Source organism: Emticicia agri (assembly GCF_004168285.1).
GTDB lineage: Bacteria > Bacteroidota > Bacteroidia > Cytophagales > Spirosomataceae > Emticicia > Emticicia agri.
Genome location: NZ_SEWF01000001.1, coordinates 102,760 through 115,896 on the forward strand (window position 1 = coordinate 102,760; position 13,137 = coordinate 115,896).

A 13,137-nucleotide genomic window follows, 5' to 3' on the forward strand; every position below is an offset into this window, starting at 1 on the left:
TTAGGCTCTTGCAGGGAATTGAAGTTTTAATCTGTCAACAGGTTGGTCATTTACTAAATGACTTTCTACAATTTCTTCTACATCTGATACCTGCACTTTGCCATACCATACGCCTTCAGGATATACTACTACCGATGGTCCAAAAGCACAGGTATCCAGACAACCTGATTTCTGTGCTCTGATATCAAGGTGCAATCCTTTTTCTTTGATAGAGGCTTTAAACGCTTCTACCAATTCCATTCCGTGCACACTACCACATGATTTCTTAGGTGCTTCTTTATCGTTTGTACAAACAAATACGTGTTTCTTAAATTTCATAATCTGTCGTTAAAATAATAAACGCCACAAAGGTACAAAAACTTTGTGGCGTCTGTTGTATATAATCTATGTTCTTTCTATGATCAGAACCAACCGAATGGATTCCAGATACCACCTATACCCCAGAGTATAGTAGCAATAATACAACCCCAAAGTGCCTGACGAACCTGATCTTTGTCGTTATCGGTAATGAAATATACCAGACCTAAACCCACAATTCCCAAACAACAACCCCACCAGAAACCACCTACAATAGGCATTTCTTTAGTAGGCGAAAAATTCGTCTCAGTTGTAGCAATTAATTCAAATCCTTCTAATAACTCAGGGTTTGTTTTCTTAACAGTCTCTAAAGTAGCTTTGGGGTGCGATACCAGAAATTGTTCCAATTTCTCAATTTTAGCAAATTCGTTATCAACAGTTTGCTCTTTGTATTCCAAATCAGCAGCAGAAGAGGTAGCCGCAAAACCCGAAATAGTTGCACAAAAAAGAAAGATTAGCAGAAGATTCCATTTTGTTTTCATTGTGGAGGAAGTTTAAGATTAATAATTAAATTGTGGTGCGAACTTCCAGTTCGCAATAGGTAATATATACTATTTTTCAGTATATCATTTTCAACGATAAGAGAGGTTTTGGAATATATCTATTTTTTTTAGCTGAACTACTTTAAAGTAACCTATATGATAGCCACTACGAACTGAAAGTTCGCAACAAAATTTAGCTATTCATTCACCTTCATTGAATATAAGATGATTTTTCCGGAAAAATGGTTGCTTGCAAAAAAGACAATATCGCCTTTTATAAATTCCAGATTTCCCAGGCTTTTTCGGCTTGCAGATGAAGCATTTTCAATCCATTATGTGTTTTAGCTCCTTGCTCCTCTCCTTTTTGTAAAAAGAGCGTTTGCACCGGGTTATACACTAAATCATATAAATAATGATTAGGCGTCAGTTGCTCATACGGAATATCAGGACATAGGTCTGATTTAGGGTAAGTACCCACAGGTGAAGAATTAATGATGAGTTGATAATTCCCGATTTCGGCAGGTAAATCTTCATAACCCAATGTATCGGCAGATTTTGTACGAGAAACTATTTTATAAGGGATTGATAAATCGTTGAGGGCAGCTATTACCGCTTTGGCAGCTCCACCATTTCCTAACACAAGGGCTTTGAGTGCCACATCGGCGGGGATAAATTCCTCTAGAGAAGTTTTAAAACCATAATAATCAGAATTATAGCCTATCAGTTTGCCTCCCTCGCTTATCTTAATCACATTTACGGCGCCTACTTTTTCGGCAGAAGCATCTAAACCATCTAAAAAAGGCATAACCGCCTGCTTGTGTGGAATGGTAACATTAAGCCCTCTTAAATCGGATTGACTCTTGATTAATTGAGGAAAAGTCTGAATATCTGCTATCTCAAATAATTCATAGGCATTGTTGTCAGCAATGCCCATCTGCTCAAATTTTTCGGTAAAATATTTTTTTGAAAACGAATGACCCAGAGGGTAGCCAATCAGTCCGTAGATATTCATTTCTTAGTAAAAAATTTGGCTTTGATAATGGCCCATATCATAGGAGCAATGGAAATAAAAACGATTGTTAAAACAACCTTTTCAAAATTCTGTTTTACCCACTGATTAGACCCTAAGAAGTAGCCTAAAAGCGTAATACTTACTACCCACAAAATAGCCCCTAAAATACAATACATAATGTATTTAGGATATTTCATGCTGCCTGCACCTGCTACAAATGGAGCTATGGTTCGCACAATAGGCATAAAACGGGCTAAAATAACCGTTTTTCCACCGTTTTTCTCATAAAACTCTTCAGTCTGTGTAATATACGAGCGTTTGAGGAAAAGTATTTTTTCTCTTGATTTGATATAATTACTGAAGTTTTTTCCGATAAAATAATTGACGTTATCGCCTAATAAAGCTGCTAAAATAAGCAGAGGAATCATGATAGTAATATCTAATTTCCCTGTTGAAGAAGCTAATAAACCTGCCGCAAAAAGCAGAGAGTCGCCGGGTAATAATGGCATAACAATCAACCCTGTTTCTACAAAAATTATCAGAAACAATATACCGTAAGTCAACGTATCGTATTTATCAAGAAAACCCTGTAGCGTAAGCAAAGGGTCTTTGAGCAGGTCTATCAAAAAATGTATAATTTCCATAAAAGTCTTTTTCCCGACCGAAATTCAGGAGGGATTTGTGTTTGGTTTGTGTATTGAAAAGTATCTATTCGTCCTGCGAAATTCTTCTGTCACTACTATACTTGCCTAATTTGAAGCGTTTTTTTGCTTTTTCGGTCAGGAAAGTACCAAAGGTATCCCCTCTTAGTCCTAAGCGAATGGTTTCTAACGGAATCACTTCGTTAGGTGCAATGTTTCCTACATTTACGTTTGCCCCAACCAGTTTTACAAAATATACCTGCTGTGATTTTTGCGGAGCCTCCCATATAATTTTTTCAGCCGGAATAGCATGAATAATTTCATCAACCAAACCCTGGCGCACCTCTCCACTACTACGAAACAAACCCACATTACCCCCCTCACGTGCTTCACCAATTACCTTCCATGCACCTGCGTTCAGTTCGGCCTGCATCATTTCAATCCATTTATAAGGCGCAAATATCTTTTCTGCATCTTTTGAACCTACCTCCGACAATACTTTTGCACGGCTTGCCAGACGGGCAATGTAGCCACATTTTTCGTCGTGAGGAATCTCGATAGAACCATCTGAAACTTCACAATATTCTAAGTCATAATCATCTAATACTTTCAGATAATCTTCAAATTGGTCTCGTACCACAAAAGCCTCAAAAAGAGTACCGCCAAAATATACTGGTATGCCGGCATCTTTGTAAACTTTTAATTTATCTTTCAGATTAGGGGTTACGAAGGAAGTTGCCCAGCCCAGTTTTACGATGTCAATGTGTGGTGCAGAAATAGATAGCATATCTTCTACTTCTCTGATGCTCAAGCCTTTATCCATTACCATCGTTAGACCTGACTCCCGGGGTTTACCTGTACGTTTAGGAACTTGACTTAGGTTATAATTCATTCTTTACAATTACTTTTTTGCAAATGTAATAATTTTTAGAGAATCGTTGGTATTAAACTATACAAGTGGCGGCAATAAAAAATGCCATAATTTGATTTATGGCATTTTTTATAATCTATGTTAAATCATATATTTCAATCTGATTACTTCTTTCTCAGTCAGAAATCTCCATTTACCGCGAGGCAGGTCTTTTTTGTTCAACCCTGCGTAGGTTGTCCTGTCAAGTTTCAGAACTTCATAGCCAAAATGCTCAAAAATACGGCGTACAATGCGGTTTTTACCACTATGTATCTCAATTCCTACTACTTCGGCATCGGGTGTTACCAAACCTAAATCATCTGCTTTAATCAACCCATCTTCTAATTCAACCCCATTTTTAATGGCTTCAAAATGTTCGTCGGTAATGGGTTTATCCAATTCTACCTGATAAATCTTTTTTATTTCATTGGATGGGTGAGATAGTTTTTCCGCTAACTCTCCATCATTCGTTAATAGTAATAAACCGGTAGTATTTCTATCAAGACGCCCCACCGGATACACTCTTTCTTCACAGGCATTAGCTACTAAATCCATTACGGTTTTACGCTCATTGGGGTCTTCTGTAGTAGTAATAAAGTCTTTAGGTTTGTTTAGTAAGAGATAAACCAGTTTCTCACGGTTTAGTATTTTCTTGCCATATTTTACCACATCACTGGGTTTTACCTTATAGCCCATTTCGGTTATTTCTTTGCCATTCACTGTAATCTGCCCTGAAGCTATCAGTTCATCAGCATCACGACGAGAAGCAATCCCTGCGTTTGAGATATAACGGTTCAGTCTTATCAATCCATCTGAATCTTTTTCTTCCTGTTCTACCTTGCGTTGGATACGTGCCGGCAGCGAACTCTTCATTTTGTCGAGATTATAATTAGGCGCACTTGTTTTAGAAGTACTCGCCTGATTTTCTTTCCTTTCTACTTTAGCCCCTCTGCCAGTCCCTCTTTCTTCACGTCTATCATCTCTTTTTTCAAATGAACGCTCTGTACGATCATTAGAAAATGGTTTCTTATCTCCATAAGGACGTTTTTCAAAACTATCTCCTTCTCTTTTTTGAAACGGACGTTCCGGGCGGTCATTAGCAAATGGTTTTTTATCACCGTAAGGGCGCTTTTCTCTGCTGTCTTCTCTTTTTTCAAATGGGCGGTCTGGGCGGTCGCTTGAAAAAGGTTTCTTATCACCGTAAGGGCGTTTTTCTCTGCTATCTTCTCTTTTCTCAAATGGGCGGTCGCTTGAAAAAGGTTTCTTATCACCATAAGGACGTTTTTCAAAACTATCCCCGTCTCTTTTTTGGAATGGGCGGTCTGAACGGTCTTTGGCAAATGGCTTTTTATCTTCAAAAGAACGTTTCTTGTCAAATCCACCTTCGTCTCTTTTTGTAAATGGTCGGTCTGAACGGTCTTTGGCAAATGGCTTTTTATCACCATAAGGGCGTTTTTCAAAACTATCTCCTTCTCTTTTTTGAAACGGACGTTCCGGACGGTCGTTTGTAAATGGTTTCTTTTCTCCGTATGGACGTTTTTTATCTGAACCTCTTTCTACTTTTTTTTCGAAAGGACGTTCTGACGGCTCGTTTACAAATGGTTTTTTATCACCAAAAGGTCTTCTTTCACCGAAACGAGGTTCGCTGAAACTTCTTTCAAAACCATCTTTTTTTGGAAAATTACCTTTAGGCTTGGCAATTGATGAGGATTTTTTATCGCCATAAGGACGTTTATCGTCTGAGAAGCTTTTTTTGTCCGAACGCTTGTCGGTTCCCGGAGAGAAAGATTTATCTTTCGTGTCTTTCCTCGGTCTTTGAGGTCTGTCTGTATTCTTCATTGAGTTTGCAGCATCACTGCTGTAATTTATTGATTATCAAGCTGCAAAGGTACGACAATAAACTGATATTTCTATTATTCTTTTACTAATTCAATACAAGCCATTTGCATAAACGAGCTTTCTATCAACTAAAAGAGGTATAACTTTCTTACAAGTCATACCTCTTCTCTTTGATAAATTCAGGTACTTATATCGGTTTAAAAATCAAATCACGGTAATCCATCATTGATTTTCTGATTACTTCGTGCGCCCCTTCTCTGCCATATACATTCGATATTTCAATGGCATTTTTCTCGTCCGGTAAACTCTTATAAGTCAGAAAGTAATGTTTTAGTCTGGCTAAAATAGCTTCCGGCAATTCGCTGATGTCGTGATATTTCTGATAAATAGGGTCAGCTACCAATACGGCAATGATTTTATCATCAGCTTCGCCTTTATCTAATAAACATAATCCACCAATCGGAATAGCCTGTAAAAGAATATCACCATGCGGAATATGATGGCTTGATAATACACAAATATCCAATGGGTCGCCATCGCCTTCTGTTACTTTTTCTGAACCACGTTCACGTGCCAGTTTCGCTACTTCTTCTCCACAATAGGTTTGTGGAATAAAACCATATAAAGACGGAATGATATTAGAATATTTTTGCGGACGATCTATCTTTAAATAACCTGATTCTTTGTCTATTTCATATTTAATGGTATCAGATGGTACAATCTCAATAAAAGTTGTTACTGTTTCGGGGGCTTTTTCTCCAATCGGAATACCGTGCCAAGGATGTGCTTTGTAAACTGGTTTCATAAAAACTTCTTTTTTTTGGCAAATAAACACAATTCAGCTAAAATCACATACTGATTTCTCATAATAATCCTAATTGGCTGTAGGAGTAATTTCTATAATCTGGTCGGCATTGCCACCATTACCTGTGCATATATACACCTTACCCTCAGGCGAAATAGCGATGTCTCGCAAGCGGCCAAAACTACTGTTATAATATAAAGTAGGCTGCCCGATAATGCTGTCGCCATTAGGGCTCAACTCAAAACTATAAAAAGTCTGGTTTTTCAAAGACACCATCAGTAAGTGATTCTGCCATTCAGGATAGGCACTATTGTTATAATAATCTAATCCACAGAATGCCCATGTAACATTACCCGAAGAAAATATGGGGGCAATCACATTGTTAGCATTGCAGAAAGTTATTTCAGAAGGCGTATCACAGGGGCCATTTACATCAGGCCAGCCATAATTACCTTTTTTCTGAATCAGATTTATTTCATCTTCTAATGACGACCCGTGCGACGATACATACAATTTGTTATTAGCATAGACCATTCCCTGCGGATTCCGATGCCCTATACTCCATACAGGGCTACCCGGATAGGGGTTATCGGCCGGAATACTTCCATCAATATTTATCCGCAGAATTTTACCATTTATTGAAGTACTATCTTGCGGCAGACTGGTGTCTCCGGCATCTCCGGTAGTAATAAACAATTTTAAATCAGGCGTAATGACTAATCGGCTTCCATTATGAATACTAAAACCTGCTATATTGTCTAATATAGTCTGCTGGCCTACCAGAGTAGTACCATTGTAGGTGAATCTTACTACCTTTTCTTTAGGGTCTGAGGTAGTGCCATAGTTATATACCACATACACAAAAGGTGAAGTGTTAAAATCAGGGTGAAGCACCATACCTAATAAGCCCCCCTCGCCATAATTCAATACTTCTGTAATAGTATATACAGGTATCACCTGTCCGGTTTGAGGGTTTACCCGGCTGATTTTCCCTGACTTCTCTGTCATCCAGATAAAATTATCAGGCCCCCATAAAATTTCCCATGAATAATGCAGGGTATTGGTTACTCTTCTTGTTTTCAGGTTTTTTCCGGTACAACCGCCAATATATGCTTTGAAAATACTACCCATGCGGGCTTCAAAGCCTGTATTCAGCAGCACATATTTATTGGCTCTGAACTCTACACTTGCATCAGTATCAATAAAACTATTGCCTGTTACACTATTATTAGCCTGATACCTGTAATTGGTATTCGACAACCCTGTATTGACACTGATATTCTCCGGGCATGGCGACTCAGTAAATCTGACTTCTACCAATGCCTCGTTTGCCGAAGTTTTTGTCTGATTATTTGCCGTGCATGTAGCCGAAATAACTGTTGTGGCACTTGGAGAGACATTAACACTACTACCAGTCTGATTGGTTGACCAGTTGATAATTCCGCTACAGCCTGAAGCTGTCAGCGTAACGCTTTGTCCGAAATTAATGACCGCATTTGCTGGAGATACGTAAAAATTATTGTACTGACCAAAAGCAAAAGTTGTACTTAAAAAAAGTAGAAAAGAGAAGTTTTTCATGGTCGTTTTTGTTAAAAAATACGAAACTATAACCATAAAAGTTTTGTTTTTGTTTGATAGGCCTTTTGATAACAACGCTTACCGTATGCAATACAAACTCACTTCAACTTACAAACCTACCGGCGACCAACCGCAGGCTATTCAGAAGCTGGTAGAAGGCATTAATAATGGAGAACAAACCCAGGTTTTGCTGGGTGTTACGGGTTCCGGTAAAACATTTACCATTGCCAACGTCATCGCACAACTTGACCGACCTGTGCTGATTTTAAGTCATAACAAAACCCTGGCAGCACAGCTATATGGCGAGTTCAAGCAATTCTTTCCTGAAAACGCCGTAGAGTATTTTATCAGTTATTACGACTACTACCAGCCAGAGGCATATATTGCTACCACTAATACCTATATTGAAAAAGACCTTTTGATTAATGAAGAAATTGATAAGCTGAGGCTTTCGGCCGTTTCTTCGTTGTTATCAGGCAGACGGGATGTGATTGTGGTTGCTTCTGTATCCTGTATTTATGGTGCGGGGAATCCTCATGAAATGCAACAAAGCATTATTCAGGTAAAAACAGGCCAGACCGTCAGTCGCAATCAGTTTCTTTATAGACTGGTTGAGATTCTGTATTCACGTACAGAAGCTGAATTTACCCGTGGCAATTTTAGAGTAAAAGGCGATACGGTTGATTTATATCCAAGCTATGCCGATTTTGCTTATCGTTTTATATTTTTTGGCGATGAGATAGAAGAAATTCAGCGGATTGATCCGAATAATGGAAAGAAATTATCTACCGAAAAACAAGTGGCTATTTTTCCGGCCAATTTATTTGTAACCGGACGAGACGTGATGCATAATGCCATTCATGAAATACAGGATGAACTGGTAAAACAAATCAAATATTTTGAGTCTGACGGGCGATTGCTCGAAGCCCAGCGCATACAGGAGCGTACTGAATTTGACCTGGAAATGATGCGTGAGTTAGGCTACTGTTCCGGTATTGAAAACTATTCAAGGTATTTCGACAGGCGTTTGCCCGGTCAACGGCCTTTCTGTTTATTAGATTATTTTCCGGAAGACTTTTTAATGGTGGTCGATGAAAGCCATGCTTCTATGCCACAGATAAGAGCTATGTGGGGAGGCGACCGCTCACGTAAGGAATCACTGGTTGAGTATGGTTTCCGGTTACCATCTGCAATGGATAACCGCCCTCTGAAATTTCAGGAATTTGAAGAATTAGTCGGGCAAACCATTTTTGTAAGTGCTACACCTGCCGATTACGAAATCAGAAGAACTGATGGCGTAGTAGTAGAACAGATTATCCGCCCGACCGGATTGCTTGACCCCGAGATTGAAGTAAGACCAAGTATTAACCAGATTGATGATTTGCTTGAAGAAATCCATGTTCGGGTAGAACGCAAAGAACGGGTATTGATTACAACACTTACCAAAAGAATGGCGGAAGAGTTGAGTAAATACCTTGATAAGGTAGGTGTAAAAGGTCGTTACATTCACTCGGAAGTAAAAACCTTTGAGCGAGTTGAGATATTACGTGAACTACGACTTGGGGTATTTGATGTATTAGTAGGTGTTAACCTGCTGAGAGAGGGACTTGACTTACCGGAAGTTTCACTGGTGGCAATCATGGATGCTGATAAGGAAGGTTTTTTGCGTGACATCCGTTCTCTGATTCAAACCATCGGCCGTGCTGCCCGTAACGAAAACGGCAAGGTATTAATGTATGCTGACACCATTACAGGCTCAATGGCGAAAGCCATTGATGAAACTAATCGCCGTCGTAGTTTACAGATGGCTTACAATGAAGCCAACGGCATTGTACCTAAGACAGTATTTAAAAGCAGAGAAGCTATTATGGAGCAGACTTCTATTGCTGATAGCAAACCAAGTACAAAAACCTATTATCTGGAGCCGGAAGAAGTAAATATAGCAGCAGACCCGGTGGTTGGCTACATGAACAAAGGTCAGTTGCAAAAGCTAATGGAAGAAACGCAAAGAAAAATGGAACGTGCAGCCAAAGAGCTTGACTTCCTGGAAGCAGCCCGATTCAGAGATGAAATGCTGCAATTGAAAGAGAAAATAGAAAGAGCATCATAAATAAACAGGGGTTCAGCATGCTGAACCCCTGCCTTGTTTTTATACTGACTTTTATCAGAACGGCAAATCATCGCCACTGTTTCCGGCCATTTCAATAGGCGGAGGGGTTGGTACAGGTGTAGGTTTGGGTGCATAGCCTCCGCTATTACTGTTGCCGTAAGACGATGCCGATTCATTTTCTTCTACAGCATTGCCTCTACCCCCTACCAATTGCATAGCAGTACCTCTGATTTTTTGAGTATATCGCTCCTGACCGTTTTGGTCAGTCCATTTTTCTGTCCGAATCTTACCTTCCACATAAGCCATGTCTCCTTTCTTCAGATATTGCTCCGCAATACCTGCCAGATTATCCCATAACTCTATACGATGCCATTCTGTCTGTTCTACTTTCTCTCCGTTTTTGTTTGTATAGTTTTCTGAGGTAGCAATGCTAAAGTTTACCACTTTACCACCGCTCGGAAGTGTGCGGACTTCGGGGTCTTGCCCCAGTCTTCCTAATAAAATTACTTTGTTTACACCAGCCATTTTTCTGAAAATGTTTGAAATATTGACGTTTTGATTATAAACAAATTTACAAAGAATTTATTGGATTTTTATGAAAAACTTTAAATAATTCGTGGTTTTCAGGGGCTTTTTGTCCTGCTTTTTTCAGCCATGCCAAGAGTTTCTCTATTTTTAATAAAATAGAGAAAAAGTACTCTTTGACAGACGCTTGTTCAGGCATTTTTCTCAGTAAGTCTACTTAAATTTTAAAGACTTTCTGATGTTTTTTCAGGTATTTTTCAATCAGAATAGGCTTGGGTAAATCTTCTATTGCTTCCCATGTATAAAACTCATAATCCAGTGGCAATGTGAGGCTTTGGTCTTCGCTTAATACAATGTGCCAGAACCGTACCTCTATGGTCTGATGAGTCAATACATGTTTATAAACTTCTGAACTATTTTTAATAATTGAGACAGGTAAAAGCTCTTGCAGAAAATCGTTATCAATCTCTTCTATTTGTAGTAGCTTATATTTACTCTCAACCAGATAAAAATGGTAGAGCCCCTCCCATATATCTTTGGCACCTCGTTTGGTCATAAGCAATTTGCCATCTCTTTCAATTACAAAATAATCAAAATAACGTTTTTTAACTTTTACTTTCTTCGATTTCACAGGCAAAACAGCCTGTTTACCCTTCGCATTGGCTTCACAGTCGTAATGAAAAATGCAAAACATACAGCCGGGGTTGGCAGGGGTGCAATAAGTTGCGCCAAACTCCATCATAGCCTGGTTATGTGTAGCCGGATTTTTAGCCGAAATTAATTCATTAGCCAAATCGCCAAATACTTTTTTGGCTTCATGGCTGGCAATATCTGTTTCTATGCCAAACAGCCTTGCCAGCACTCTATACACATTTCCATCAACTACAGCCACTTTTTCGTCAAAAGCAAAAGAAGCAATGGCAGCGGCTGTATAGGGGCCTATACCTTTAAGTTTTACTAATCCGGCATAGTTCTCAGGAAACTTGCCATTCAGGTCATTGGCAATAATTTTAGCCGTCTGGTGCATATTTCTGGCTCTTGAATAATAGCCCAGACCCTGCCACAGGCGTAGAACCTCCTTTTCGTCGGCATTAGCCAAATCTATAATGGTAGGATATTTGTCAACAAATTTATGATAGTAAGGCATGCCCTGCACTACACGGGTTTGTTGTAGAATTATCTCCGACAGCCATATTTTATAAGGGTCTCTGGTATTCCGCCAGGGTAACTCTCTTTTATTCCGCTCATACCAGTTCTGCAGTACTTCGGAAAACGTTTGTCTTTCCAATTTTTATCGAAGTTTTCTTAATATTCTCTTATTTTTTCTTTTCCGAAAATAGTAAATTGCCATAGCAGAAAGCATAACTCATTAATTATTAAGCTATTACGAAAAAAATATTAAAATCTGTTTGGCAAAATGTTTTTAAAACTCATATCTTTGCAAACCCAAAATAAAACCAAAGAGTTTTGGGATGTTGAATTAATAAAACTTGAGAGCTTCTGAATTAGTTTTTTACGTCCTTTCAATTCAATATTTATCTTGGTAAAAATCAATATTATCACTTTAAAAAAAACGTTACGATCGTGACTAAAGCAGAAGTAATTTCAGCTATTGCCGACAAGACTGGCGTGGACAAAGCAAGTGTATCATCTACACTTGAGGCATTTTTTGACACAGTAAAAGACACATTGGCACAAGGCGATGCGGTCTATGTTAGAGGTTTCGGAAGTTTTGTAAACAAAAGAAGAGCTGCTAAAAAAGCTCGTAACATTTCTGCTAAAACTACGGTAACCGTTCCTGCTCACTCTGTTCCGGGCTTTAAACCAGCCAAAGAATTTACAGAACAGGTAAAAGCAAACGTGAAATAATCTCATTGCCCCACGGGGTAAATTGCCCAATCATGGATAGTGTTGAACTATCCATGATTAAAAATCACACTATGAAACGACACTCATTAATATTAATTGTAATAGCGATAGCCCTTACGGGCTTTCTTTATTATCGCCCCAAAGTAGTTGTAAAAAATGAAGCCAAAGCAAATAGGGATAAAGTATCTGATAATAAACCTGCTGCTTCCGACAATAGCAAACCCGACATCACTACTCAGGCCCCTAAGCTCTCGGCAGAAGAAGAAAAAGAGATAGGCGACCTGAAACAGAAATTAGCTACCGCTACCGATAAAGTAGTGGTGTTTAATGAGATAGCCGAAGTTTTTGCCAAAGGAAATCGCTTTGACAGTGCGGCGGTATATGTAGAAAAAATAGCCGTAGCACAACCTACTACCGAACACTGGATGAGAGCCGGAGACGCTTACTATCAAGCGTTTACTTTAGCACTAAAACCTGAGAATGTAGAGTATCTGGCAGGCAAAACCCGTGCCGCCTATAATAAGGTATTAGAGAAGAGTCCGAGACAGTTACAGGCCAAAACTAACTTAGCCATGACCTATGTACAGACTGACTCGCCCATGCAAGCGATTGCCATGCTGAGAGAGGTACTGGCAGAAGAGCCAAACTTTGAGCCTGCTTTGATGAATATGGGGGTATTATCTATGCAGTCGAACCAGTATGCCAAAGCGGCTGACCGATTCAGACAAGTACTGAGAATCAACCCGAATAATGTAAACGCACAGTTTGGTTTAGGGTATAGTTTACTGGAATTGGGTGAAAAAGAACAGGCAAAAAAATTATTGCTTGATTTGAAACAAAAAGTAAAAGAACCGACTTTATTAGAAGAACTCAACAAGACTTTGGAGAGTATAAAATAATTCATTATCTTTGCGGTTCGATAAAAAACACCGTTTGACGGTTGCCTCTTTCATTGAAGAGGGAAAATATATAGAACATTTTTTTATTAAATACTCCTTCAGGAGTTTAT

At 38.9% G+C, this 13,137-nt stretch carries 13 protein-coding genes; 3 read left to right on the top strand and 10 right to left on the bottom strand.

Going from position 1 to position 13,137, the window contains the following annotated elements; genetic code table 11:
- From EWM59_RS00355 to EWM59_RS00390, 8 genes are all read right to left on the bottom strand, one after another.
- On the bottom strand, positions 1 to 318 hold the full coding sequence (locus tag EWM59_RS00355; RefSeq protein ID WP_130018943.1) for a (2Fe-2S) ferredoxin domain-containing protein: 318 nt from the start codon (positions 316 to 318) through the stop codon (positions 1 to 3).
- A gap of 83 nt (positions 319 to 401) precedes the next feature.
- On the bottom strand, positions 402 to 839 hold the full coding sequence (locus EWM59_RS00360; RefSeq protein ID WP_130018945.1) for a hypothetical protein: 438 nt from the start codon (positions 837 to 839) through the stop codon (positions 402 to 404).
- A gap of 274 nt (positions 840 to 1,113) precedes the next feature.
- Positions 1,114 to 1,851: a shikimate dehydrogenase family protein gene (locus tag EWM59_RS00365; protein WP_130018946.1), complete on the bottom strand. Its 738-nt coding sequence runs from the start codon at positions 1,849 to 1,851 to the stop codon at positions 1,114 to 1,116.
- On the bottom strand, positions 1,848 to 2,495 hold the full coding sequence (locus tag EWM59_RS00370; RefSeq protein WP_130018947.1) for a VTT domain-containing protein: 648 nt from the start codon (positions 2,493 to 2,495) through the stop codon (positions 1,848 to 1,850). Before EWM59_RS00370 ends, EWM59_RS00365 begins: the two co-directional genes overlap by 4 nt.
- A 64-nt stretch (positions 2,496 to 2,559) precedes the next feature.
- On the bottom strand, positions 2,560 to 3,384 hold the full coding sequence (locus tag EWM59_RS00375) for a phosphosulfolactate synthase (protein WP_130018949.1): 825 nt from the start codon (positions 3,382 to 3,384) through the stop codon (positions 2,560 to 2,562).
- A gap of 120 nt (positions 3,385 to 3,504) precedes the next feature.
- Positions 3,505 to 5,241 carry a pseudouridine synthase gene (locus EWM59_RS00380; RefSeq protein WP_130018950.1) on the bottom strand — a complete coding sequence of 579 codons (1,737 nt, stop codon included), beginning with the start codon at positions 5,239 to 5,241 and terminating at the stop codon, positions 3,505 to 3,507.
- Between the two features lie 187 nt (positions 5,242 to 5,428).
- Positions 5,429 to 6,046 (bottom strand): inorganic pyrophosphatase, encoded by a 618-nt coding sequence (locus EWM59_RS00385; RefSeq protein WP_116982795.1) that lies wholly within the window; start codon positions 6,044 to 6,046, stop codon positions 5,429 to 5,431.
- Between the two features lie 69 nt (positions 6,047 to 6,115).
- Positions 6,116 to 7,624: a PQQ-dependent sugar dehydrogenase gene (locus EWM59_RS00390; RefSeq protein WP_165372069.1), complete on the bottom strand. Its 1,509-nt coding sequence runs from the start codon at positions 7,622 to 7,624 to the stop codon at positions 6,116 to 6,118.
- A gap of 85 nt (positions 7,625 to 7,709) precedes the next feature.
- Here EWM59_RS00390 and uvrB point away from each other — a divergent pair, with 85 nt between their 5' ends.
- Positions 7,710 to 9,734: an excinuclease ABC subunit UvrB gene (uvrB, locus tag EWM59_RS00395; protein WP_130018954.1), complete on the top strand. Its 2,025-nt coding sequence runs from the start codon at positions 7,710 to 7,712 to the stop codon at positions 9,732 to 9,734.
- A 54-nt stretch (positions 9,735 to 9,788) separates the two neighbouring features.
- Here the strand turns inward: uvrB and EWM59_RS00400 are convergent, their stop codons facing one another.
- Together EWM59_RS00400 and mutY are read right to left on the bottom strand one after the other, a co-directional pair.
- The gene (locus EWM59_RS00400) at positions 9,789 to 10,259 is read right to left on the bottom strand and encodes a single-stranded DNA-binding protein (RefSeq protein WP_130018956.1); all 471 of its coding nucleotides are present in this window, start codon (positions 10,257 to 10,259) and stop codon (positions 9,789 to 9,791) included.
- 217 nt (positions 10,260 to 10,476) lie between these two features.
- Positions 10,477 to 11,547, bottom strand: coding sequence for an A/G-specific adenine glycosylase (mutY, locus tag EWM59_RS00405; RefSeq protein ID WP_130018957.1), 1,071 nt, complete (start codon positions 11,545 to 11,547; stop codon positions 10,477 to 10,479).
- Between the two features lie 245 nt (positions 11,548 to 11,792).
- On the opposite strand from mutY, the gene EWM59_RS00410 reads away from it, so the two are divergent.
- The gene (locus EWM59_RS00410) at positions 11,793 to 12,128 is read left to right on the top strand and encodes an HU family DNA-binding protein (protein WP_165372078.1); all 336 of its coding nucleotides are present in this window, start codon (positions 11,793 to 11,795) and stop codon (positions 12,126 to 12,128) included.
- Between the two features lie 71 nt (positions 12,129 to 12,199).
- Entirely contained in the window at positions 12,200 to 13,027 is an 828-nt protein-coding gene (locus tag EWM59_RS00415; protein WP_165372070.1) for a tetratricopeptide repeat protein, read from the top strand.
- The last annotated feature ends 110 nt before the right edge of the window (positions 13,028 to 13,137 follow it).